This is a genomic window from Bacteroides sp. AM54-2NS, from assembly GCF_003602935.1.
Taxonomy (GTDB): domain Bacteria; phylum Bacteroidota; class Bacteroidia; order Bacteroidales; family Bacteroidaceae; genus Bacteroides; species Bacteroides xylanisolvens.
The window spans coordinates 214,520-239,298 of the sequence record NZ_QTMZ01000004.1; the positions used below are offsets into that span (position 1 = coordinate 214,520).

A 24,779-nucleotide genomic window follows, 5' to 3' on the forward strand; every position below is an offset into this window, starting at 1 on the left:
GTTCCTCTTTTACTTTCTCCTCCTTCCGGTAATTTTAAGAGCTTTCTCATTGCCATTCTCTGCGGCCTTTTCGAACCACTCCATTGCAATTTCATCGTTTTCTTCCACGCCTTTGCCCGTCAGATAGGCATTTCCAAGTTCAAATTGCGCTTTGTCGCTATTTTTTTCAGCAGCTTTCAGCAGCCATTGCACCGCAGCTTCCGGATCAGGAGTACAACCTTCGCCATACATCATCATCTTACCAAGATAATAAGTCGCAGCAATATTTTCATTCCCTGCCGCATCCGTAAACCAGCGGTAAGCTTCGGCATAGTTCTGTTTCACACCTACTCCGTTGTAATAGCAAAGTCCGGTACGATACATACTCATCGTATTTCCATTATCCGCAGCCAGCGTATAATATTTAAAAGCTTCCGTTTCATTATCTTCCACTCCGATACCCATTTCATAACAGATACCCAATCCTTCGCTATACCACTCGTATTCGGCAGCTTTCTTGAAATAGGCAAAAGCCTTTTCCGATTCGTTCAGACTGTCATAATCATACAGGTAATACTCACCCATACGCAACATTGCCATTGGAATTTCGTTGGCCACAGCCTTCTCATACCATTCCATAGCCTTTTTATTGTCTTCCAGACAGGGACCGCAACCAAAAAAATAATAGTCTCCCATCTTAAACTGGGCATAACCATAGTCCTGTTCAGCAGCTTTCATCATATATTCCACAGCCTTTTGCGGATTTTCTTCCACGCCATTGCCATTTTCATAAGCCAGGCCCAGCTCTGTCAGACAACGGGACTCTTCCTTCTCCGCTCCTTTGCCGAACCATTCGAGTGCTTATCCCAGTCTTCTGCCGTTCCGATTCCTTCTTTATAACAGCGTCCCAGAGCAAAGATCGCATCATTATCATCCGCTTCTGCCGCCTTTGTATACCAAGCGAACGCCTCTTCCGGTTTTGCTTCACCAAGAACACCCTTTTCCATATAAAGACCAGAACGGAACATCGCATAAGGATAACCCTGTCCGGCAGCCCTACTAATCAGTTCAAATGCTTTTTCATAGTTCTTCTCCACTCCATCGCCATTCTCATACAAGAACGCCAGTTCTACAAGAGCAAAACAAGAACCCAGTTCGGCTGCTTTTTCATAACATTCTCTCGACTTATCGGCATCTTTTACACCGCTGTATCCATTAGCCAGGTAAAGCGCCATCCGACAATATCCGTCGGCATTGTTCAGCGAAGCTGCCTTTTCATAATACTCTAACGCCTTCACATAATCCGGTTGTTCAGACAAGAAGCCACGCTCATACATCCAGCCTAGACGATAAGCTGCATTTCCCGACCCCAGCTCAATAGCCTTCTCCAACAATTCTTTCGCACGATTCATGTCCTCTTCCACCAATTCACCGTTGAAATAGATATTAGCCAGTCCTTCTATACCTTGTATATAGTTATCTTCCACGCAACGGTTCAGACACATTAGTCCACGTTCCACGTTCTTATATTCATCATTATACAGGTAGATCAGCGCCAGTTCATACGCACTGTAAGATTCACAATAAAGCATCCCCTTTTCCAGCCATTCAATAGCTTTCGGCATATCCAGCCATTCTTCTTCCTGATAATTATATCCCAGGAAGTTAGCGGCAGACCACACCCCTGCATGCCAGGCTTTTTTCCAAAGTTCAAAGCCCAGTTCTTTCGGTTTATTCAGTTCCGGATAACGGAAATAAAGGGTAGCCAGATTTTTAAGACTATAAAGATTGGGAACTATCTCCAGAGACTTTTCGTAGTAAGCAGCTTCCTCTGCCACACTGCCTTCCGCCCTGTCGAGCGCGTCTCCCAGTGCTGCATATACATGAGCACGCAAACGTTCTCCTTCAGGCAGTTCGGCAAGCAAGTCATTCCGTATCTGCAACGCCTTCGCTTTATCTCCTGTAAATTCTTCGACAAAAGCACGATAATGTTTTCCCCATAAAATAGCTTCGGGAGAAGTGAGAGTAGCAAAACGTCGTTCGCCCTCCTCTTTATTTTGTTCACAATAGAATCCCATGTATCGCCAATAGGCAACAGTTGCTTCCGCTTCAGCCCAACCCATATCGGCAGCCTTTTCGTAATACGGAAACAAATAACTCATATCCCGCTTTCCATAACGGGCTTCAGAATATTGCGCACCCTTCTGTGCCCATCCCGCACCGCTAAACACAGCTACACGGTCGCATACCTGCATTACCTTCTCCCACCAGAATTCATATTCTTCTGCGTTGAGATCGACCTCTACGTTACAGTCAAAAGCACTGAATATCAGTTCAAAAAAATCTTCTGTTAATTTCTCGTCTTCTTTTGTGTCCAAAGCATATTCACATACAGCCAATGCTTCCCACCAATTTTCCGCATTTAATAATGAGGCCGGTGTATACTGTGGAAACCATGCCCTTGCAGGCTGTCCGGACGCTTTTATTCTAGCGGATAACTCTCCAAATTTCTCTTTTAAAATTTTCATGATATAGACTTTACCTTAATTTTGTGTTATTAGTCAATAAAAAAAATCTCATAACGAGTGCAAGGTACTAATATTGACTGAATGAACAATAAAGAGTATCAAAAAAATAAAGTCTGATATACAATTTAGGCACAGATTATAATCCAAGAAGTTGTTGCAAACGTTGCACCGATGTTTCAATCTGCCAACGGTCTTCCAATTCGTCTGCATTAAAGATATATTGTGCCTGGTGATAAAAAGGTGCGCGTTTCTCAAGCGCCTGAACGATGAACGCTTTCAGTTCGTCATCCTCTTTCCCCTGAAGAATAGGGCGTTGCTGTTTAGCCACACGCAAGCGTCTGAACAGCACATCCGGATGCACATCGAGAAAAACCGTCTTTCCGGTCCGGTTCATAAAGTCCATATTATCAAAAAAACAAGGCGCTCCACCTCCCGTCGAAATTACCACATTCTCAAACTCGGCTACTTCATGAAGCATATTCCGCTCCAGTTCCCTGAATCCTGTTTCGCCTCGTTCAGTGAATAATTCTCCAACGGTTTTGTGAAAACGCTCTTCGATATACCAGTCCAGATCAACGAACGGTATATTCATTTGCCGGGCAAATGCTTTACCCAGCGTCGTTTTTCCGGCACCCATATAGCCGGTAAGGAAGATACGAACCATAAATGACTAATTTTGCTCACAAAATTAATCATTTAATGAAGAATGAAGAATGAAGAATGAAGAATTTTAGCCATTATGCCATCCAATTCTTCATTATTCATTCTTCATTCCCGATTTATTTAAAGATTCTCACCCGTTCTTCAAGCGGCTGAAATTCTTTTTCACCCGGTTTGCCAATAGGAAGTCCGAACGGCATTTCCGCAATCAGATGCCAATGTTCCGGCAAGTTCCATGCACGGCGCACTTCTTCATCAATCAACGGGTTATAGTGTTGCAGCGATGCTCCGAAACCTACATCCTCAAGCATCACCCAGATAGCCAGCTGGTGCATGGCAGAAGTCTGCAATGACCATCCCGGGAAGTTCTCCTGATAAGACGGGAAAGCTTCCTGAAGTCCTTTCACTACCTTTTGATCCTCAAAGAACAGTACAGTTCCGTAGCCACAGGCAAAGGAATGATCTATCTTCTCTTCTGTCTTTGCAAAAGCTTCAGCCGGTACAATCTTCTTCAATGTATCTTTCACGATCTGCCACAGTTTCTTATGAGATTCTCCCAACAGGAGCACCACACGTGTAGTCTGCGAATTGAATGCTGACGGTACGTGACGCACGGTCATATTAACGATACATTCGATCTCCTGATCGGATATAGGTGACTGATTAGTAATTGAATAGTAAGTCCGACGTTGTTTCAAAGCTTCACTAAAAGATCTTTCCATCATAGTTCCTTTCTTATTTTATATTCTTAAAACTCTCTTTTTTTTATAACAAGTATCCCCCCTAACTTGTTCAGTTAGAGAATATATTTGTACCTTCGCAGCGTCAATTCATTGACTATCTAAATTTATCGTCAGAAAAATGGCAAAACAAAAATTTTATGTCGTATGGGAAGGCGTCACACCCGGGATTTACACTTCCTGGACAGACTGCCAGCTTCAAATCAAAGGATACGAAGCTGCCAAATACAAATCATTCGATACGCGCGAAGAAGCGGAACGCGCGCTGACAATGTCTCCATACGCTTATATCGGCAAAAACGCAAAGTCTAAATCAGGAGGTTCCAAACCTTCATCAGATACTTTACCCTCTTGCGTGATCGACAACAGCCTGGCAGTCGATGCAGCCTGTAGCGGCAATCCGGGACCGATGGAGTATCGTGGAGTACACATTGCCAGCCGGCAGGAAATTTTTCATTTCGGCCCGATGAAAGGCACGAATAATATCGGCGAGTTTCTAGCCATCGTACACGGGTTGGCGTTGTTGAAGAACAAAGGTTTCGACATGCCTATTTACAGTGATAGTGCCAATGCGATCAGCTGGGTACGACAGAAGAAGTGCAAAACCAAGCTCCCCCGCACTCCGGAAACGGAAGAACTGTTTTTATTGATCGAACGGGCAGAAAAATGGTTGCAGGGAAATACGTATACCACTCGTATCCTGAAATGGGAAACGAAAGAATGGGGAGAAATTCCGGCCGACTTCGGCAGAAAATAAAAGAACATAAATTTCAATCATAAGAAAAGATGAAAACATTGACTTCAAACAAAGCTTTCTGGCTGTTATTAGTCATTTGCGTAGTTACTATCCTGCCTTTCCTCGGCTTGTCGGAATACCACACGAAAGGTGAGCCTCGCGAAGCTATTGTTTCCTATTCCATGCTGGATAGCGGAAACTGGATCTTACCCAGAAACAACGGAGGAGAAATGGCTTACAAACCGCCTTTCTTCCATTGGAGCATCGCTGCTGTATCAGCAGTAGTGAACGGAGGGCAAGTCACAGAAATGACCTCCCGCCTGCCGTCCGCCATCGCCTTGATTGCCATGACTCTCTGCGGCTTTCTGTTCTTTGCCAAAAGAAAAGGAGTGCAACTGGCGTTATTGGCCGCCTTTATTACCCTGACTAATTTCGAATTACACCGGGCCGGAGCCAACTGCCGGGTGGACATGGTATTGACAGCGCTCACCGTTGGCGCTCTATATTGTCTCTACAGATGGTATGAGAAGGGGCTTAAAGGTATTCCCTGGCTGGCCATTCTCCTGATGAGTTGCGGAACACTGACTAAAGGACCGGTAGGTACTATCATTCCATGCTTAGTTGTAGGCATATTCTTGTTACTCCGGGGTGTCAACTTCTTCAAGGCATTCCTGCTACTTTCCGCCTGGGCTATCCTTTCTCTCATCCTGCCTATCTGCTGGTACGTAGCTGCTTACCAACAAGGTGGAGAAGAATTCATCGCATTAGTGATGGAGGAAAACCTCGGCCGCATGACCAATACTATGAGCTATAATTCATGCGTGAACCCCTGGCACTATAATTTCGTGACCTTGTTTGCCGGATATGTTCCCTGGACACTGTTAGTCGTACTTTCCCTGTTCAGCCTGACTTACCATAAATTCAATATCCAGCCTGCCGCTTGGTGGAAACGTTTCACTGCTTGGATAAAGAATATGGATCCGGTGGATTTATTCTCTTTCACCAGTATTGTCGTCATCTTCGTTTTCTACTGCATTCCGCAGAGCAAACGCAGCGTCTATCTGATGCCTATCTATCCTTTCATTGCTTATTTCCTTGCCAAATATCTATTTTATCTGGTCAAGAAGCAATCCAAAGTCATCAAAGTATATGGAAGTATTCTTGCGGTAATCAGCCTGTTGCTGTTCACTTGCTTCATTGTATTAAAATGCGGGCTCATCCCTGAAACAATCTTCCACGGCCGTCACGCACAGGACAACATTAATTTCATGCGCGCCATACAGAATATCAGCGGTGCAGGAGCCTTGTTGCTGATTGCCGTTCCTACCGTCCTCGGTATCTACTGGTGGTTCTATCAACGGAAACATGCATTGAGCAACCGCTTCCTGTATGCCCTCGTCGTGCTTACCATGGGATTATACCTTGCATTGGACGGTGCTTATCAGCCGGCAGCATTAAATTCGAAATCCGTCAAATTCGTCGCTGCAGAGATCGAAAAGATTGCGCCGGAAAGCGAAGGGACTATGTACGAATTCATTGAAGAAAGTCTGCATGCAGCAGGTGACCCTGTACATTACTTCGAGATTAATTTCTACCTGCATAACCGTCTCGACAACTTCTACCAAAAACGTCCTGCCAAAGGTTTCTTGTTGATCGGCACCAATGACGCAGAGAAATATCTTCCTGAATTTGAGAAAGAGGGGTATCAGTTCGAACAGGTTTACGAATCTCCTAAACGAGTGCTCCGGCAAATAGCCAAAGTATACAAGTTCGTTAAAAACGAACAGCCTGAAAAAACCGAAACTACTCCTATTGTTGAGTAAAAGGGACAGAATTTACCGTTTTTCCATGCTTCACAAGGAACTCTGCCGATTGGAGCATGGAAAAACTATATTCTTTTAAAGGCAAAAAGCGATCATCCATCGGAACGGCTTTCAATTTGCCATTGTCTATATGATAAGTAAATTCCTGCTGCGTCTCGTAATTATAAAGATACAATAACGTATCATTGCGTCCCACAATCATATTGTCGGCAGTATAAAACATACAGGGACGTTCTTCTTTCAGCAAATCCACTCCAAAATTATTCTGTAGATAATCAATATTCAACAGCCCCAATATCGTAGGCTGTATATCTACCTGACCTCCAAAAGTGTTTTTCTCTTCCGGATGAATACGGCTGGAGTAAATCATCAGTGGAATATGATTATAAGATTCCGGTAGTTCACATTCGGCGTCTCCCACCAGTTTGCCATGATCTCCTTCCAATACGAATATCGTATTATCAAACCAGGGTTGTTTACGCGCCTCTTCAAAGAACTGACGCAAAGCCCAATCCGCATACTCAACGATCTGCATCTCCGGTTCACTTGTTTTCGGATGGAAGAAAGGAGGTATCACATACGGCGGATGATTACTGATGGACAGTAAAGTAGCAAAAAACGGTTGTCCGGTGGCAGCCCGCTGATTCAATACCGGAATTGCATAGTCATACAAGAAATCATCCTGCACTCCAAAGCTATTCACAACCTTATCAGCCGGATAGTCTTCTTGTGAAAACACTTCATCATAGCCGTTCGTCCGGAAGAAAGCGTTCATATTATCATACTGCCTTCATGCGTCATAAAGAAAAAGTTGTAATAGCCGTTTTCTTTCAGTACGGTAGGCAGTCCCGAATAGCGGGGAATGACAGAGCCTTTCATCAGGTTCCGTTTCATCATAGCCGGAAAAGAATACAAGGTGGCATACAAACCATGATTCGTATGGATTCCTGCCGAATAGAAATTACGGAAGCTAATAGAACGGGTATACAGACTATCCAGGAAAGGAGTCAGCGTTTCTGATTGCCCGAAATGCTTCATCAGTTTACTGGACATGGATTCCATCATAATCAAGACGACATTAGGACGGCGTTGTTGCACGCTATCCGCTTTTGCAGCATGCCTGTAGACAGCCAACGGGGAAACATTCGCATCTCCCTGACGGTTGAGCAGAGCTTGCGCCTTAGTTATGGCTTCCTGCTCATCCATCAGATGCAAGTATTTATTTTCAGGACGCATATCATCCATCACACTCGTCAACAGATTAAAAGTCGGACTTACTCCCAATTGATTCAGAAAAGCATCCTGACAGAAATATGCCGCACTCACTTTGATCGGATTATAACCTGTACGCCCCCGAATTCCAAAGATGCAGAGGCCGATCAGACAAGCTCCGACCAGAACCACAACTCCTCTCTTCCAAAATGGGAACGAAGCGGAAATAGTAAGGCTACGACGATGGAAATAACGCGACAGACAGACAAGCCATACTATGAACCCGGCCAAGAAGAGCAGGAATAATCCGATGGACAAGTAATAGGCACTTTCTCCCAATATCATTCCGGCGGTAGTTCCTGCATAACCGAACCATTCGAATATAGAAGAATTGATATGCTTAAAGAAATAGGCAAAGTAGGGTATGTCCGACGCACTGATTAAATAGACCAGCCCATAAAACACACTGAAAAAGATCGTGAAGAAACGGAACAATGCTTTCCCATAATAGTTGCAGACTCCACACACCACCGCAACTGCCAGCGGCAACAGAAGTATGTAGCAACCAATCACATTATCAAACCAGACACCATGTACAAAAGCAAGCATTGAAAGGCTCTTATCCGACAAGGCTTCAGAAGTCAATTGATGATAGGATGAGATAAAAAGTACCAGGCGAAACAGTCCTGCGATCAGCAAAGCCGAAATATGTATCGAAAGTATATATACAATAAGATTTAGAAAACGTTTCATAATAGCCTTTTCTTTTTATGAATTAAATGAAAGAGATTTAATAAAATTATTTTCTCCCTTTGTAGATATAAACGAAATGAAGAATTAGGAAATTGATAGGTACTACAATTATCATCACCAGTATCGGCGCCAGAAGTTCGCCTGCCCCTATCCAAAGAAAGAGATTCAACAAACCAATCTCAAGCAGATAATTAATCAGATGGCTAAAGCCAAACCCAACCGCATTGCGAGACGAGGGCTTGGAACGAAAAGTAAAAAAGGTAGTGAGGAAATAATTGCAAATAAATCCGACGGCATAACCTGCCGTAAAAGAGATATTGGCGTTTGCAACCAGTAAAACCAGACAATACACTCCGTAATGAATAGCCGAGGATACAGTGCCGACAACTCCGAAACGAACGAATTGCCAGAACTTATCCCGCCAGTCCGGATGCCTGTCAAATATAGCTTTACTTATCTTGGTCATCGTATAGTACTTCTTCCACATTATAGAGCGGACGACGTTTTACTTCTTTATAGATTTTCCCAATATACAACCCGACAGCTCCTATTGACATTAGAACAATTCCACCGACAAACCAGACAGACAACATCAAAGACGCCCAGCCATGCTCTGCCGTACCCGAAATTAAAGAGTACAATACATAAATTCCGATCAGTATACTGATAAAAACAAATATAATTCCCAGATAAACAATACCGTAAATAGGCTTCACCGAGAAAGAGGTATTCCGTCCAAGGCCAGGCTGAACATCTTTCTTACTGTATATTTGGAGGTTCCGGCTGTCCGTTCCCGGATTACGTCATCTACCGTAGTAGAAGGAAAACCCAGCAATGGGATAATACCACGCAAATAGACATTACGTTCTTGATAATGAGACAGCTGTTCCAGTACTCTCCTACTCAAAAAACGGAAATCCGCATGATTGTAGATTGTCTCTACTCCCATCCGGTGCTGTAATTTATAAAAAGCGGTTGCGGAAAGACGTTTCAGCATCGGATCTGCCTGGCGGGATACTTTCACCCCGTATACGACATCATATCCTTGTGTATAAGCATCGATCATCTCCTCAATCGCATTCAGATCATCCTGCAAATCGGCATCAATGGTAATAACGGCATCGCTCCAATCTTTAGCGGTCATCATACCGGCCATGATAGCATACTGATGTCCACGTTGCGAGCCAGGTTCATTCCTTTTATATATGGATTCGTCCGGTGCAGTTGTTTAATAATGCTCCATGTACGATCTTTACTGCCATCATTCACAAAGAGCACAAAACTGTCGGCGCTGATCTTTTTTTTCGCCACCAAGTCATCAAACAAAGCTGTCAAACGGGTGGTTGACTCTTCCAACACTTCCTCCTCATTATAACAGGGGGATACAATAGCCAATTTAATCATTTTTCGTCCAGTTTATTTAGTTCAGCCAGTTTTATCTGCGCAAACTCCGAGTAAGTCATAAAAGGATAGCCTTTTTCTTTCAGGTTGCGGATAAGCATATCCAAACGTTCCTCCATTCCTTTGCCGGAATGGTTGCGGATGATAAAAGGCATTTTAAATTCAGGGTGTTCACCCAACGGATAGAACTCCCACGGGTGGAAATAGGTCACAAAATATCCGTCATGTTTCAACACCCGGTTTACCAGGCTTTGATAAAGCCACATCGGCAGATTATGACAAGACAACCAAAATAGTGGGAAACGAATCCATGGAGTTACAGAAGCCGGGATCTGAAGTAGTTTACCTGTCATAAAGCAGGTACGCGGCTCTGATAAATGCATATATCTTCCGGGGATAAATGCGGGATTCAATGAGGAGTTGTACACATACCCCATTCGTTCAAGTTCCGTATCTGATACGGGAAACATACGCGGTTGGCGATAGCCTTCTATCGTTCTGCCGGTAAGACGTTCCAGAATTTCTTTTGAACGGCTGACATCTGAAGCCTGCGGCTGCCAATGGTCACATCCATGCGCAGCCACTTCATGTCCTTCGTCCATAATGCGCCGCATCACCTCCGGCGCATTTTCTGCAAAATTGCTTGTACAGAAGAAGGTAGCTTTCACCCCGTTTTTTTTCAGGCAGTCCAGTATCCGGTTCGTACCATAGACTGATACTTTCATCGCTTCATCCAACGGAAAGTCTACGCCATGTTCACGAGGTACATCAAATTCTTCTGTATCAAAACTTAATAATATCATTGCATTATCAAAAAATTACAATTGCCGCATTACAGTTGTTGCATATCATGCAGGCGTTTGTAATAGCCGTTTAATTCTATAAGTTCCTCATGCTTACCACGTTCTACAATCTCTCCTTCATACAACACGCAGATTTCATCTGCATTCTTAATAGTAGAAAGACGGTGGGCAATAGCAATCGTTGTACGTGTTTTCATCAAACGTTCCAACGCTTCCTGCACGAGACGTTCTGATTCGGTATCCAATGCAGAAGTAGCTTCATCGAGAATCAGAATCGGAGGGTTCTTCAGGATGGCACGGGCGATACTGATACGCTGGCGCTGACCACCGGACAATTTTCCACCACGGTCACCGATATTCATGTTATATCCTTCCGGTTTCTCCATGATGAAATCATGTGCATTGGCAATCTTTGCTGCCTCTACCACTTGTTCCATTGTCGCATTCTCCACACCAAAAGCAATGTTATTGAAGAATGTATCATTGAACAAAATAGCTTCCTGGTTTACATTACCAATCAGACTACGCAAATCAGCAATACGCACGTCGCGGATGCTCGTTCCGTCAATGGTAATATCACCTTCCTGTACATCATGGTAACGTGGCAACAAATCGACTAAGGTAGATTTACCGGAACCCGATTGCCCAACCAGTGCAATCGTTTTTCCTTTGGGAACTGTCAAATTTACATGTTTCAATACCTCTCTCTTACCATCGTAGCTGAAAGAGATATCTTTAAATTCAATCTTGTCATTCAAACCTTTCAACGGTTTCGGATTCGGAATCTCCTTTATCTTATTCTCTGCTTTCAGGATTTTATCAACACGTTCCATAGAAGCCAAACCTTTCGGAATGTTGTATCCTGCTTTAGCAAAGTCTTTCAACGGATTGATTACACTATACAGGATAACCATATAGAAGATGAATGTAGGAGCATCGATGGTTGCATTCTGTCCCAAAATCAATGTACCACCAAACCACAGTACGGCTACAATCAGAATGGTTCCCAAAAACTCACTCATCGGATGTGCTAATGCCTGACGTATAGCAACTTTATTCGAAGCATCACGCAATTCATTACTACATTTGGTAAAACGATTAATCATCTTATCTTCTGCAATAAAAGCTTTGATAATACGCAATCCACCCAATGTTTCTTCCAATTGCGACATCGTATCACTCCATTTTGACTGTGCCTCCAATGACTGGCGTTTCAGTTTTCTTCCGACCGCTCCCATCAGCCAACCCATTCCCGGCAATACAACGATGGTAAAAAGGGTCAACTGCCAACTCGTTATAACCAAAGTGATAAAATAAAGAAGAATCAGAATCGGACTCTTCATCAACATATCCAACGAACTAGTAATGGAGTTTTCAACCTCTCCCACGTCACCACTCATACGAGCTATGATATCTCCCTTTCTTTCTTCAGAGAAAAAAGACATTGGCAAGCGCATTACTTTTGCATATACCATAATACGGATATCACGTACCACTCCCGTACGCAATGGAATCATTACAGCTGAAGAAGCAAAGTAACAACCGGTTTTAAACAATGTCATTATCATCAGGAACAATCCTAAAAAGATAAGGGCTATAGTAGGACCATTATCCATTATCATTTGAGATATGTAATAATAGAAGTTATTCTTGGCAACATCTGCTAAATCACCACTACCCCATTCCATAAAATGGTATACTTTATCCGCTCCTTCTGTTTTAAACAGAATACTCAAAATAGGAATCAGGAAAGTAAATGAAAATACGTTGAATACAGCAGACAAAATATTCAGCAAAATAGCCCAGCCGATATACTTCTTATAAGGCGACACGAAACGTCGCATTAGTTGTAGAAATTCCTTCATTATTTACCATTAAAAAAGTTAAGACCGCAAAGATACAATAAAACTGATTAACAGGCAGTAGTTTCAGCTAATTATTAACGCGATTTATCGAAAAGCACGTTTCAACAAACAAAAAACGACTCAATAATTCTCTTTCAACCAAATACCCAAAAAACGATCATATATTTGATACACTCCCTTTTCCTGGGTCACAAAATCCTTTTCCAGTAACCCTTTCAATGCTGCCTGCACAGAACTGGCTGAAGCCAGTCTGTATTTCTTTATGAAAGCACCGGAAGTAATAGCTTTCGCTTTTCCCTCTTTAGTGATAGCAATCAGTAACTCCTTTTGCTTTTCCGGCAAACGAAAAAGGATTTCCGAATAAGTATATCTGAATGAATCAATAATCTGCCGAATAGCCTCTGACACCATTTCCACTTTACAGACTCCGTGCTCCGGGGTCATATCATAAAGTGTATTCAATACTTTTTGTATATACCATGTGACTCCTTCAAACTGTTGATAAACTGTGGTAACAGCACTTTCTTCCATTTCTTTGCCTGCACGTTTGAAATGCATACATGCAAAACGCATGTATTCTTCTAAAGGAATACTTTCCAAATGCATCATTGACACACTTTGATAAAAAGGTCTGGAAGGCGTCAAAAACATATTCCCCATCACATGCCGCTGGCTCCCGGCAAAAATGAAACGCGCATTATTACAATGCTGCACATAAGTCCGGAGAGTAGCCTCTACATTTTTCTCTGCATATCCGGTAATCTGCTGAAATTCATCAATGGCAATCAAACAAGGCTTATCCGCTTGCTCTAAATACCGGAAGATTTCATCGAGCGTAGTAGCCGGAGCTTGTATATCTCCTAATCCCAAATTCAAAGAAGGCATACCATTCACATCAAAAGAGATACTGGCCTGCAAAGATTTCACACATTCCCAAAAACCATGCAAAGCTTTCTTCCCTATAGGTTTCAGTACTTCCAAAATCTCTTTACTAAGTGCAAATACCAAGTCGCGCAATGACCGGCTGTCATATATATCAATAAAGAAAGTGTAATAGTCCTGCTTAATTTCAGGAAACTGAAAGCAATGACGGATCAGCCCCGTCTTTCCCATTCGTCGGGTAGAGACAAGAGCCAGGTTATTCCCATTCATCACTTCGCGTACCAACTGTTCGCTTTCCTGCTGACGGTCACAAAAATAATCAGCAGACACATATCCACTTGTTATAAAAGGATTTCTTATCATAGCCTTCATATATCTCACGTTATTACGCAAAGATAATTATTATAAAATAATAAAATGCACATCTCATGCATTATTTCATCATCACCCTTACCCAACAGCCACCACATGATAATAAACTCCGCGTGTTTTCCTGAATGACTTTACTCCCAGCCTCTGCAAAATACGCCCGAAATAATTAACCTGTCCGGAAGAAATCTTCATTTTACTTGCCTTTTGTATCCGCTGAAGTATATCTGCAGCAAGTAACCATTCTCCCTCTTCTTCCTCTTCCGCTACCCGGTAATACACCTGGAACAACTGCTCGATTGCCGGCGACTGCTCAAACTCCCGGTTCGCCTCCGTCATAATAGCCTCTTCCTTCTCATCAAACCAGTAGCGTTCATTACTGCGCAGCAGTGCCATTGCCTGTGCATACAATTGCTCATAATCAATAGGACGGACCACATCAATCACTCCAGTCACCTCAACACCGATAAAACGGCGACTACCGGAAGTATCCGTCAGCAAATCTTTATGATTACTCGTTCCTATAAAAGAGGCATACCGACGCAATTCCTCCACAGCCGAAGCATTCGGACGTCGTGTGTTGACAACGGGCTTTTGCAGAATATGCTTGAGGAAAGACTGCTGATTGATGCCAATCTGATCGAACTCATCCATATTAATCAATAAAAAGCGATTCAAGTATAACTCTGCATCCCGCTTCCGGCTGAAATCAATGCTATCCGTATAATAAGCCTGCAAGCATGGAGGCAAAATCAACCGGCAGAATGTAGACTTACGATAAGCCTGTGGACCTATCAATATAGGGGAAGTGCTATTTGCATGATTCTTTCCCATTCCACGCCAATGCGCTATCATACTAAGAAACCAACGACGAAACAATTGCGCCCAATGAGGATGATCGCAAGGAACTCGTTTGGCAAGATCGCCGATGTGATCCTTACCATCCCAATGAGGAAGGTCATAAAGAAATTCCTCGATAGGCTGATAAACCGGCACATGATCCGAATTCAGGTAACGTACCACGTCTTTATCCCACAGCTTAAGCCCTTCATAATGTGCATTCATTGCAATACTTGCCATCAACCGTTTATCCACCGGATGAAAATAAAAATTAAAGCTGTTCCGTTCACGACATTCCACTTGTGATGTCAACTGGTTGAAACGAAAATCATAACGCCGTTTCATAAACTCATCCATCTGCATGACAAATAATTGTTCCGGCAACAGACTACTTTTACTCGCAAATCCCTCACAAGTGCGGTATACATTTCGCACGGTTCCCCGAACCAATGTATCGTCCTTCGGCAAGCGATAATGAGCGCGAGACCATCGCACTGTATCTTCCTCTGGAATACCGGCACGGAAACAATGTCCTGCTAGATTAATCAACAGCGATTGTTTGTCTCCTTCCGGTTGATAATCAGTCTCTTCATCCAACGCACGTGCAAAAGCAGCTTCGAAAAGGACAGAAAGCGCATTACACTTTTCATATCCCGGCGCAAGCCGTTGTAACGGTGAAGTTTCCGTTTGCACCCGTTCGCGATAAGTCACCTCACCCGGCATAGCGGCAGGCTGCTTCATATAAATAGGCATTGCTTCGGGATTAAAATACAAGTGCGGGTCAAAAGTTAAACGACAATATTGCTCCAACGAAGGTACTTTCAGCTCGATATCATAAGGAAGTTGTGGCTGATAAAATTTCACTGCCAACCGATAGGCATGCGCATGAAAAAGCTCCGCTTCTTCACTAGTTGTCGGCAAACGATCATTGGGATAAGTAAAGCGTACCCATACTTTCACAGACTTTCCGGAAGAACCGGTGAAAGCTAAGTAAGTCTGCGGAAGCTCCTTTACCCGTTCTTTCACCTCATCCGCTTCCATACGTCCGGACAAGTTGTTGACCTGAATCATCACAATTCCATTGTATTCACTCATCGTCATTATGCCGCCTTTGCGAAAAAAGGCGGCTGCAGGTATCAGCTTCGGCACTTTCTGTACATAGTCATTTTTATCACCTGGAAGCATAAAAGGCAGGACTTCTCTCATTTTTGAGACAGGCTGTGTTTTAGTTTCTACTTTCATTTGCTCCACGAGCTGTTCAATTCTCAACGTACGCATAGTGTTCACCTTGCCATCGTCTCTTACCAGTGTTATTCTCATTACTTTATTTATTTGTCCTGCATGTGTTTTGTAGGGCGATTATTACGATACAAATATACTGTAAATATTCCACACAAACAACTTTTCAGAGAATACTTATTTCATCTTTCTACTAGAAAAGATTTTTCAATTCTATTTCTCATGTTCTCATAGATTTCAGATAAAGCACATATAATCAAAGAAGTACATTATGAGAAACGTTTTTAAAACAGGTGTTTCTCATACTATCCTCATCGATTTTCTTCAAAAAGCCGCTATTTCTCATACTCTTTCAGGGTATTTCTCATAGTCAGACACAACTATTCTCCTGTTTATCCGCCAAGCTTATCTTAGAAAACAGCTAGCTATTTCTTTCATGCAAACAACTAGTTAATTACTTGTTTTTCACCTAATAATGTCGTATCTTTGAAAGAGCATCCCAATCGTTCCACTGGAGTGCACAGACCTGTTCACTACAGTAAAAAGTTCTGTCTACTAGAGTGAAAAGAACCGTTCACTGTAGTGGAACAATCAGGATGGCGGTTGAATAATAAAAGAATAAAAGCAAGATACACTAAGAGCATCAGTACATAACATATAAATAACCATTAAATTAAAACAAAGATGGCAATACAATTCGAGTTTTATAAGAATCCCCAACCGGAAAAAGAAGGGGAAGAACCTAGTTATCACCCACGGGTGGTTAATTTTCAACATGTGACCACTCAAAAGCTGGCGAGAGAAATCCACATGGCAACTACTTTCGGGAAAGCAGAAGTAGAAGCCATGTTAATGGAATTGAGCAGATGCATGGGCAACCATCTGTGCGAAGGAGAACGAGTACATCTGGATGGAATCGGCTATTTCCAGATTACATTGCAAGCTACCGAACCCGTGCACTCGCTTACCACTCGTGCTGACAAAGTGAAACTTAAGTCCATTAATTTCCAGGCTGACAGAGATTTAAAGAGTTTGTGCATGAGCACTCATCTACGACGTTCGAAATACAAGCCACATTCGGCTTCTCTTTCAGAAGAAGAGATCGACAAGAAACTTACTGCCTATTTTGCAACTCATCCTGTATTAACCCGTAGTAATATGCAGTCGCTCTGCAGTTTCACTCAAAGTATGCCCAGTAGGCAAATCCGTCGCCTAAAAGCAAAAGGCAACTTACAGAATATAGGTAAGCCCACACAGCCTATTTATATACCAACACCGGGCCATTATGAGAAATGAGTTCAACAGGTATGAGAAATAAGCCAAATCAAGGTCTATTTGCGAATAAAACTATGAGAAATACCAATTTTAAAAGTATTTCTCATAGCTTACTTTATTAATTATCTGCTATTTAAATCAAATCTATGAGAATATGAGAAATGAATATCTTATTTCCGGCGCAGGCAATTCAATTTTCGACCAACCACTTCTCTATATTTCTCGTTTCAGCACTGAAATTCACACCAATCTTAAAAAGTTTTCGTGAATCCGTTTCAAATGGTCGGGAATAATGCTTGTCATTTATCTGTTGCAGAGCTTCTTCCGCTGTACCATTCAGTTTAAATTCCATGATGTAAATGAACTTATCAGTTTGCAATACCATATCCACACGGCCTTCACTCGTATGATATTCCGCTTTTACATAAAAACCGACCAGTTTACATACAATATAAAGTACATTCTGATAATGTAACTCCAGTTCGCGGGCAAGCTCGTATGGAATATCAGAAAAGAAACTTTGCAGACGACGGAAAAAAGATTCGTAATCACCAGCACGTACCTCACGAACGAATTTCTGAATTTCAAAGGGAGATTCCACTTTATTGACGTTCGCATAATAAGGAAGCAGAAAACGGATAAATCCTTCCTCCACTTCACGATTAGGAAAACCTAAACGGTAAATACCAAATTCTTCATCATACCCTTTAATGGTAAGGTACCCGCTCTGATAGATTACCGGAATAGGATTGGTAGATTCAGAATCTATACTGTTCAGTACCTGTTCATCAGTTTCTTCATGAGCCATCCGATGAAGGTCGTAATGGTGTTTCTTCAGCAATTCCACCAAATAAGTAGGAGTACCCGTTTTAAACCAATAACTCCCAAACTCATTCCGATTAAAAGCATGAAGCAGGCTGAAAGGATTGTACATTCCCTTAGAATTGTGCGTAAAATGATAACCATCATACATCTCTTTCAGCCGGACACATATCTCCTCATACGTCACTTCCTGCACATTGGCAAACTCATGAAGCTCGGCATCCAGATTATCGTATAATTCCTGTTCGCTCACACCACAAATATCTATATACTTATTCCACATTGAAATGTCATTCAGGTTATTCAAATCACTGAACACACTAAATTTACCGAACTTGGCAACTCCCGTCAGCATAGCAAACTTAATACAGCCATCCTGACTTTTCAATGCACCATAGAAAGCTTTCAATGTATTGCGAAAGCTCTTTTGCAAGGCATCATTACCAATGGCCTGCAACATCGGCTTGTCATACTCATCCACAAGAATAGCCACACACTGTCCTTCCTGCCGGCAGGCACGTTTAATAATCCCCTCAAAACGCATCGCTAAGGATTTCTCCGAGGGCTCCGCACCATATATCTTCTCCCATTCCACCAACGCCCCATTGAGTTTGTTCTCCAGACTTTCCGGAGTATCATATTTTTCCGTATTAAGATCAAGATATAAAACGGGATATTTTACCCAATCTTTTTCCAGTTTCTCCATAGCCAGCCCTTCAAAGAGTTCCTGCTTTCCTTGAAAGTAAGCTTCAAGCGTAGAAATGAGCAGACTTTTGCCAAAACGGCGCGGACGACTCAAAAAATAGTAACTTCCGGTTTTCACCAATTGATAAATCAATGCTGTTTTATCAATATAAAAATAGCCATCATTACGAAGACTTTCAAAGTTCTGTATACCGATAGGGTAAATCTTGCCACTCATATTTCAATCCGTCTAAGTTCACATCATACAAATATACATAGAAATATCTGTATCGCAACAAGTCCAACAAGGAAAGAATTGCAAAAAGCAAGATATAATGGCAGAGATAGATAATAGACTTTGAATAAAAAGAGAACCATTTACCGCTTAAGACAGCAAAAGCAAATATCACATCCACAAAATACTTTCCAATTTCCTACAACTAGGAAAACATTAATTCTTCGCCAGCCACTTTTCACATTCCTTTTTGAATATTGAAATAGAATAGTGCATAACTTTTTATAGATATTTATTTAGGAGTTATGCCAAATATAACTATCTTTGTAAGGATAAGCAAAAAGAATACTTACACACAATAAATTGCAAACAAATATAAAGATGATTCAGCTATCAGACATTATTGAATATATCAAAGAATACGTTATTAATGTATCACATGATGTAGAGGACTTAGTTGTTAAAAATATCTCGACATTAGATTCTTCATTACCCGAATGTATGGGATGGATAGCAACATACAAAAAAGAGAAACAAAAGTTAGCTGAGCAATCAAATGTAAAATATCTAATAACTGACACAGAGGTTTTAATCACTCCGAAACTTTTCAACAAAGTCATCATCCATGTCAGCAATCCGCGTCTTGTTTTCATTCTCATTGCAGAGAGATTTTTCCATCCCAATTATTATAAGCCTATTGACATTCAAAAATCTATCGGCAAAAACGCACAGATAAGCCCATCTGCAACAATTATGAATGCTTCCATTGGAAATAATTGCATCATTCACTCAAATGTTGTCATTTATGATGGCGTTGAAATAGGAGACGATGTAATCATTCATGCTGGAACAGTCATAGGTCATTCCGGATTAGGCTGCGAAAGAGATCAATATGGAAGCTTACACAAATTCCCGCATTACTCAAACGTCATTATAGGCTCCAAGGTTGATATTGGCCCTAATTGTCAAATTACCAAAGGCACATTATCACCTACAACAATAGGAGATGGAACTAAAATAGATGGTTTGTGTTCTATTGGGCACAATACAGTTATTGGTAAAAATAACTGGATAGCAAGTTCCGTCACAATAGCCGGTTCCGTCAAAGTCGGGAATGAGTGTATTATTTATGCATCCAGCAATATCAAAGATCAAATTCGTATAGGGAATAATGTTATTATTGGTATGGGATCATTAATACTCCAAAATATACCTGATAATCAGATGTGGTATGGCGCACCGGCAAAACAAATTAAACAACTATGAAACAGTTTGATATAGTCGTATTAGGCGGAGGCATATATGGTTTATATACTGCCCTTTTTTTGTCGCAACGTGAAGTTACCGTTGCTGTTATTGATATAGATCAAAATTTCTTCTCTCGAGCATCAATGGTCAATCAAGCCCGCCTCCACAATGGCTTACATTACCCAAGAGGTCAAAAAACAGTAAACACAATACTAAAATATAAAGAGCGCTTTATACATGACTTTGGTGAAAGTATTAATTCTCAATTTAAGGCCTATTATGCTATCGCAAATAATGAGTCGTTAACCAACAAATCTGAATATGAAGATTTTATGAATAGAAATAATATACCATATTCTGAAGTTGATCCTAATACACTATTTAACTCAAATAAAGTTGAAGCATTATATCTTACTAAAGAATACTCATATAGCTATAAGATTGTTCTAAATAAACTACTAAACCACATTAGTGATGTTAAAAATGTAGATACGTTTTCGGGAACGAGGTTATTTCAATTACAGATAAAAATGAACGCTATCAAATAGAAATAGAAAACGGCGAGTATATTGAATGCAAAGGAGTGGTAAATGCAACTTATGCTTCTACCAATATAGTAAGCCAATTATTCAACAAACCGGGATTCAACTTAAAGTACGAACTTTGTGAAGTTATTTTATGCAAAGTACCAGACACTTTGAAAGATATCGGCATTACTGTTATGGACGGCGAATTCTTTTCAATCATGCCATTCGGCTTTAGTAAATATCATACACTAACTTCTGTCCACTACACCCCACATACCGTTTCATCCCCAGAGCCATCATTTCCATGTATGAAAAATGGTAGTTGCAGTCCTCACAATATCGGGAACTGTAACCTATGCCTACATAAACCACTAACTGCATATGAAGCAATGAAAACACAGTATGAGGAATTTATACACCCCCAATTACATGGTATCGAATACATCTCTTCCATGTTTGCAATTAAGCCCATTCAGATTTCATCAGAAAAAACAGATGAAAGAAATACCCTTATTCAAATGGCAAAGCAACCGCCATTCTATATTTCTGTCCTCTCTGGTAAAATATCGACATTTTATGAGCTTGATAGCTATTTAATAGAACTTATCAACCTATTAAAAGGGGCATAATTTCATGCTATTTTCATTATTGCTTATTTGCTTCTAAAATTTCATGATATCCTTCTTTGTCGGTCCCGAGCAAATCAAAATCATTCAACAAAGAGATCGTTTGGGCCAAATGCTTGGATTCTGGAGATATCTTATGAGTAGATATAAATTTATCCAGTTCTTTGATTGGAATAAACTCCAGGCATCTGGTTTCAATCTCTGCATCTTTAGCAAAACGATAACCATGAATAAAATCCTCCAATGTGAATGCCTCCGACAAACACACTCGAACAAATGAACACACCTCAAATTCCAGTCTATTATCATTTCCAGCTGTACGGATGACACCCACATTTAAAAAAGTAATTTGAGATGTAGGGATACATTTTTCCTGAGTTTTTCTTAAAATCCCAAGTTCTTCACTTAACGCCCTCCTCAAACATGTCATAAGGTTTGGTTGATCATCCTCATCCGACTTGTCATCTTCCGTAAATGTCTCATCATAAGAAAAGTGCCAATACCCACCACTTTGGCAATTCTCCCCACGAAACCCAGTAACAAGTTCATCACCATTTCCTCGATCGATTATAACAAAACCTCCAACAGCTACTGAATTATAAAAAGGTCTTACTTGTGCCACATTTACATTAAAATCCGGAAAGCATGATTTAACTGGAATAGTAGCCAACGCATTATACAAATTAACAGTACACTTATATGTAAAATAGTCTGAATTATAAACAGAAATTTCACATTTATCATCCTCATCCACTCTCACATCATATATACCATATAGATATTTATTAAACCGCAGTTTCGCTTGATGCATTTCATGTATAAAAACATCAGCCGTCTCTTCAGAAAGCCTAGTTATAAATTCTGGGATTGAGTAATTTTCTCCTCTATAAGTCAATTGTTCTCCATAATACTTGCTAATATAATTATAAAGACTATTATGCAAACATTGATTTTTATTCTTTTTATATACTTTTCTAAATCCCAATTCCTCCAATTTCTTCTCTCTTGTTTCAGGAAATGGAATAATAAATTCGTCATCATTAATCTTATTAACCCGAAAATACTTATCCTCCAGACAAACATTTTTAACAAGCACTTTATATTGGTCTTCCCGTATTATTTTAGATTGATATTTCTTCAAATTATACCTTTTCAAGAGTTTCTTTACAAACTTATATACAAGTGGAATAGATATTCCAAAGAGTAATGGTGCAAACAAATTATCCCAAAGCAAATTCCCAACAATATCAAAATGGGTAGTCACTGTTTGAACCTGCTCTAAAACAGGTTGGACTTGCACTATAATAGTATCATCAACAAGAGTATCTTTTAAATTTATGTTCATAGATAAGCTACTTATTAAATGAATAAAAACGATTATTATTCGCCCTTTGCCTGATATTAGCAGCATATGACAAAGCATGTTCTAAAGAACTGTCTTTATTGAATGCTTCTTGACGAATACTATCAAGAGTAAAATCCAGCCACACAGAGTCACTGTCAGAAAAGGGAGCAAGATTATCAACAAGCAATACACCTAGAATCTCGACATACAGGCCATCTAAATATGATATGGCAATATCAGTGAATTGCTGTTCTCTAACCTCTAAAGACGGCACTGCTTTACATAGCATTTCTTTTAACATCAGCCCGTTTACTTTAATTCTAGAAGTTCTTATTATGCTTTTTAATGTAGTTTCTGAGAACGAAATTCCATATGAGAAACCTTGTTTTTTATTATAAAACAACTGATATTCTTTATTAACTTTCTTAGTACTTATGATAAAGCCATTTAAACTAACCTTAGTCATAAATCCAATCAACTCAGTCACCTCTTTTGTTGTATTTTCCAACCGTTTATTTGTCTTATAATTAATTTCAAATAAATCCGGATTCTTTCCTTGAAAATATAAGTACAATCGATCAATCAACTGAACTGTATCAGCAGTCATCCTAACTAAATCAAGCTCAAAAACTGAGGCTTCAAGGCGTTTTACAGAATTTCTCCCATTAATATAGTCTTTTCTACTTTTCCGAATATCATTAACCACATAAATATTATCCCCTGAATTTCTAAGCACCCCCGGCACTATTACAGTTCTAACAACTTCGTCAAGATTTATTTCTGGGAAGTTAATATTAATATATTCTTTAATTAGCTCGAGCTTAGGTATTCTTTGACAATTTTGTGAGAACTCTTCCTCAAAATTATACTCATAGAGAGTTTTGTCTAATCGTATAGTTATTAAATCATCAATATACCCGCCATCATCATGATCAAAATAATCATGATGATCAATTCCGAATTTAACATTATCCTTATTGATATAGCCTCTTTTAAGATTTTGTCTGCGTTTATAATCTTTCCACAAAAACCTTGGATTTAACTTCTCTGTCAGTCTCCAAGTTACATAACTAAAAAAGATAGTTAAACCCAGCTTAAATAGAGGAGTTTCCAAAAATTCTACAAGATAGTCAGTCATAGCTAATATTACTCAAAATATCTTATCACCTTTGCAGGATTCCCCATAACCAATGCATTTGCAGGGACATCTTTTGTTACAACTGAACCAGCAGCCACCATTGCCCATTCACCTATAGTAACACCACATACTATAGTTGCATTCGCCCCAATAGAAGAACCATACTTTAGAATAGTTTCGCTAACCTGCCAATCGCCCCCACTTTTCAATGTTCCATCTTTATTGATAGCTCTTGGATATTTATCATTTGTAAAAGCAACTGATGGACCGATAAAAACGCCATCCTCAATAGTCACACCATGTGGAATCATCACACCGTCTTGAATCTTAACCTTATCGCCTATCTTAACCCCCTCATCCACAAATATGTGGCGATGAATCTTACACTGACTACCGATAATAGCTCCTTTCAATATAATAGTACCCTCTTCGATAATGGTTTCAGCCCCTATTACAGCTTCCGGAGCAACATAGTTTGGAAATTTTAAATTGTACATAAAAACGGTATTACACCTATCGGCGGAATTAAATATTTTATTATTAATAAGTTGCGCACTATTACTGTCATTTAGCATAATAGAAGCACCCAAGTATTTAAATCCAACAGGCGTATACACAACTAAGATGCAATATTCGCAAATAATCTTGATATTTGCAAACTGTTTGTCAATAATTTAACGTGAATTCGATATAATGACAATAATTCTCTTATTGAATAATAAAACAATAGCAAAATATTAATTTTATAGTATTAACTATAGCTTTCAAAGGTGTTTTTATTAGAAGATTAGCAAACCTTCAAAAATACCAAATAAAAGCCACAGAAGACTTACGAACTAATCATCGTTTATCAGTTCTATCTTCATGCAAAAGTATCCTACAAATTATTGCGTTAAATAAAACTAAAGTAAAAAGTTCATTATTAAACTTTCATCTTATATATATACCCTAGCTAGAAATTGAATTATACAATATCCATATGGCATTTGAATTATTTACAAAAAATAAAAATCATCATATATTACATTAAAAATCATCATATATTACAT

Annotated in this window: 17 protein-coding genes and 3 pseudogenes; 6 read left to right on the forward strand and 14 right to left on the reverse strand. The window is 40.2% G+C overall.

All coding sequences use genetic code 11. From position 1 onward, the window contains the following. Positions 1-9 precede the first annotated feature (9 nt). The 3 genes and pseudogenes from DXA05_RS04170 to DXA05_RS04180 form a co-directional block, all read right to left on the reverse strand. A pseudogene (locus tag DXA05_RS04170) lies at positions 10-2,507 on the reverse strand (hypothetical protein). A 136-nt stretch (positions 2,508-2,643) separates the two neighbouring features. Next, on the reverse strand, positions 2,644-3,171 hold the full coding sequence (locus DXA05_RS04175; protein WP_055236084.1) for a shikimate kinase: 528 nt from the start codon (positions 3,169-3,171) through the stop codon (positions 2,644-2,646). 115 nt (positions 3,172-3,286) lie between these two features. Then, on the reverse strand, positions 3,287-3,889 hold the full coding sequence (locus tag DXA05_RS04180) for a nitroreductase family protein (RefSeq protein WP_055236088.1): 603 nt from the start codon (positions 3,887-3,889) through the stop codon (positions 3,287-3,289). A gap of 139 nt (positions 3,890-4,028) precedes the next feature. Between DXA05_RS04180 and DXA05_RS04185 the strand changes: the two genes are divergently transcribed. Then, positions 4,029-4,664: a ribonuclease H family protein gene (locus DXA05_RS04185; RefSeq protein ID WP_004314488.1), complete on the forward strand. Its 636-nt coding sequence runs from the start codon at positions 4,029-4,031 to the stop codon at positions 4,662-4,664. Positions 4,665-4,693: 29 nt separating this feature from the next. Next, positions 4,694-6,466, forward strand: a complete 1,773-nt coding sequence (locus DXA05_RS04190) for a glycosyltransferase family 39 protein (RefSeq protein ID WP_009039144.1) — start codon at positions 4,694-4,696, stop codon at positions 6,464-6,466. Here DXA05_RS04190 and DXA05_RS04195 read toward each other — a convergent pair. The 7 genes and pseudogenes from DXA05_RS04195 to DXA05_RS04225 all read right to left on the reverse strand — a co-directional run bounded on the left by DXA05_RS04195 (position 6,453) and on the right by DXA05_RS04225 (position 15,911). Then, a pseudogene (locus DXA05_RS04195) lies at positions 6,453-8,431 on the reverse strand (sulfatase-like hydrolase/transferase). The gene DXA05_RS04190 and the pseudogene DXA05_RS04195 sit on opposite strands and share 14 nt — an antisense overlap. 46 nt (positions 8,432-8,477) lie before the next feature. Then, positions 8,478-8,897 (reverse strand): GtrA family protein, encoded by a 420-nt coding sequence (locus DXA05_RS04200; protein WP_004314482.1) that lies wholly within the window; start codon positions 8,895-8,897, stop codon positions 8,478-8,480. Further along, positions 8,881-9,835 (reverse strand): annotated as a pseudogene (locus DXA05_RS04205) (glycosyltransferase family 2 protein). The gene DXA05_RS04200 and the pseudogene DXA05_RS04205 overlap by 17 nt, the downstream one beginning before the upstream one ends. After that, positions 9,832-10,635: a polysaccharide deacetylase family protein gene (locus DXA05_RS04210; protein WP_128858816.1), complete on the reverse strand. Its 804-nt coding sequence runs from the start codon at positions 10,633-10,635 to the stop codon at positions 9,832-9,834. The pseudogene DXA05_RS04205 and the gene DXA05_RS04210 overlap by 4 nt, the downstream one beginning before the upstream one ends. Before the next feature lie 29 nt (positions 10,636-10,664). Next, on the reverse strand, positions 10,665-12,500 hold the full coding sequence (locus DXA05_RS04215) for an ABC transporter ATP-binding protein (RefSeq protein WP_008024069.1): 1,836 nt from the start codon (positions 12,498-12,500) through the stop codon (positions 10,665-10,667). Positions 12,501-12,620: 120 nt separating this feature from the next. Then, entirely contained in the window at positions 12,621-13,754 is a 1,134-nt protein-coding gene (locus tag DXA05_RS04220) for an ATP-binding protein (RefSeq protein ID WP_008642709.1), read from the reverse strand. A gap of 78 nt (positions 13,755-13,832) precedes the next feature. Then, entirely contained in the window at positions 13,833-15,911 is a 2,079-nt protein-coding gene (locus DXA05_RS04225) for a BT4734/BF3469 family protein (RefSeq protein WP_055236085.1), read from the reverse strand. Positions 15,912-16,514: 603 nt separating this feature from the next. On the opposite strand from DXA05_RS04225, the gene DXA05_RS04230 reads away from it, so the two are divergent. Further along, a complete protein-coding gene (locus DXA05_RS04230; RefSeq protein ID WP_128858817.1) occupies positions 16,515-17,126 on the forward strand; it encodes an HU family DNA-binding protein in 612 nt (203 codons plus the stop codon). Positions 17,127-17,295: 169 nt separating this feature from the next. Here DXA05_RS04230 and DXA05_RS04235 read toward each other — a convergent pair whose 3' ends face one another. After that, entirely contained in the window at positions 17,296-18,849 is a 1,554-nt protein-coding gene (locus DXA05_RS04235; RefSeq protein ID WP_087317638.1) for an ATP-binding protein, read from the reverse strand. Positions 18,850-19,227: 378 nt separating this feature from the next. Here DXA05_RS04235 and DXA05_RS04240 point away from each other — a divergent pair, with 378 nt between their 5' ends. From DXA05_RS04240 to DXA05_RS27040, 3 genes are read left to right on the forward strand one after another with little or no spacing between them, the layout of a single operon-like run. Beyond that, positions 19,228-20,112 carry a UDP-3-O-(3-hydroxymyristoyl)glucosamine N-acyltransferase gene (locus DXA05_RS04240; RefSeq protein WP_008024060.1) on the forward strand — a complete coding sequence of 295 codons (885 nt, stop codon included), beginning with the start codon at positions 19,228-19,230 and terminating at the stop codon, positions 20,110-20,112. Beyond that, positions 20,109-20,642, forward strand: a complete 534-nt coding sequence (locus DXA05_RS27035; protein WP_284515408.1) for an FAD-dependent oxidoreductase — start codon at positions 20,109-20,111, stop codon at positions 20,640-20,642. The genes DXA05_RS04240 and DXA05_RS27035 overlap by 4 nt, the downstream gene beginning before the upstream one ends. A 35-nt stretch (positions 20,643-20,677) precedes the next feature. Then, positions 20,678-21,250 (forward strand): hypothetical protein, encoded by a 573-nt coding sequence (locus DXA05_RS27040; protein WP_284515409.1) that lies wholly within the window; start codon positions 20,678-20,680, stop codon positions 21,248-21,250. A gap of 16 nt (positions 21,251-21,266) precedes the next feature. On the opposite strand, the gene DXA05_RS04250 is transcribed toward DXA05_RS27040, so the two are convergent. The 3 genes from DXA05_RS04250 to DXA05_RS04260 are packed head-to-tail and all read right to left on the reverse strand — an operon-like array spanning position 21,267 to position 24,320. Beyond that, positions 21,267-22,592 (reverse strand): hypothetical protein, encoded by a 1,326-nt coding sequence (locus DXA05_RS04250; RefSeq protein WP_118220069.1) that lies wholly within the window; start codon positions 22,590-22,592, stop codon positions 21,267-21,269. Between the two features lie 7 nt (positions 22,593-22,599). Then, a complete protein-coding gene (locus tag DXA05_RS04255; RefSeq protein WP_118220068.1) occupies positions 22,600-23,730 on the reverse strand; it encodes a hypothetical protein in 1,131 nt (376 codons plus the stop codon). 8 nt (positions 23,731-23,738) lie between these two features. Further along, positions 23,739-24,320 carry an acyltransferase gene (locus tag DXA05_RS04260; protein WP_270311666.1) on the reverse strand — a complete coding sequence of 194 codons (582 nt, stop codon included), beginning with the start codon at positions 24,318-24,320 and terminating at the stop codon, positions 23,739-23,741. Positions 24,321-24,779 lie beyond the last annotated feature (459 nt).

Excerpts from the sequence above, each read along its gene's own strand:
- DXA05_RS04250 (WP_118220069.1), bottom strand. The coding sequence starts at position 22,592 with ATGAACATAAATTTAAAAGATACTCTTGTTGATGATACTATTATAGTG.
- DXA05_RS04220 (WP_008642709.1), bottom strand. The coding sequence starts at position 13,754 with ATGAAGGCTATGATAAGAAATCCTTTTATAACAAGTGGATATGTGTCT.
- DXA05_RS04240 (WP_008024060.1), top strand. The coding sequence starts at position 19,228 with ATGATTCAGCTATCAGACATTATTGAATATATCAAAGAATACGTTATT.
- DXA05_RS04190 (WP_009039144.1), top strand. The coding sequence starts at position 4,694 with ATGAAAACATTGACTTCAAACAAAGCTTTCTGGCTGTTATTAGTCATT.
- DXA05_RS04200 (WP_004314482.1), bottom strand. The coding sequence starts at position 8,897 with ATGACCAAGATAAGTAAAGCTATATTTGACAGGCATCCGGACTGGCGG.
- DXA05_RS04175 (WP_055236084.1), bottom strand. The coding sequence starts at position 3,171 with ATGGTTCGTATCTTCCTTACCGGCTATATGGGTGCCGGAAAAACGACG.
- DXA05_RS04185 (WP_004314488.1), top strand. The coding sequence starts at position 4,029 with ATGGCAAAACAAAAATTTTATGTCGTATGGGAAGGCGTCACACCCGGG.
- DXA05_RS27035 (WP_284515408.1), top strand. The coding sequence starts at position 20,109 with ATGAAACAGTTTGATATAGTCGTATTAGGCGGAGGCATATATGGTTTA.
- DXA05_RS04225 (WP_055236085.1), bottom strand. The coding sequence starts at position 15,911 with ATGAGAATAACACTGGTAAGAGACGATGGCAAGGTGAACACTATGCGT.
- DXA05_RS04210 (WP_128858816.1), bottom strand. The coding sequence starts at position 10,635 with ATGATATTATTAAGTTTTGATACAGAAGAATTTGATGTACCTCGTGAA.
- DXA05_RS04235 (WP_087317638.1), bottom strand. The coding sequence starts at position 18,849 with ATGAGTGGCAAGATTTACCCTATCGGTATACAGAACTTTGAAAGTCTT.
- DXA05_RS04180 (WP_055236088.1), bottom strand. The coding sequence starts at position 3,889 with ATGGAAAGATCTTTTAGTGAAGCTTTGAAACAACGTCGGACTTACTAT.
- DXA05_RS04230 (WP_128858817.1), top strand. The coding sequence starts at position 16,515 with ATGGCAATACAATTCGAGTTTTATAAGAATCCCCAACCGGAAAAAGAA.
- DXA05_RS04255 (WP_118220068.1), bottom strand. The coding sequence starts at position 23,730 with ATGACTGACTATCTTGTAGAATTTTTGGAAACTCCTCTATTTAAGCTG.
- DXA05_RS04215 (WP_008024069.1), bottom strand. The coding sequence starts at position 12,500 with ATGAAGGAATTTCTACAACTAATGCGACGTTTCGTGTCGCCTTATAAG.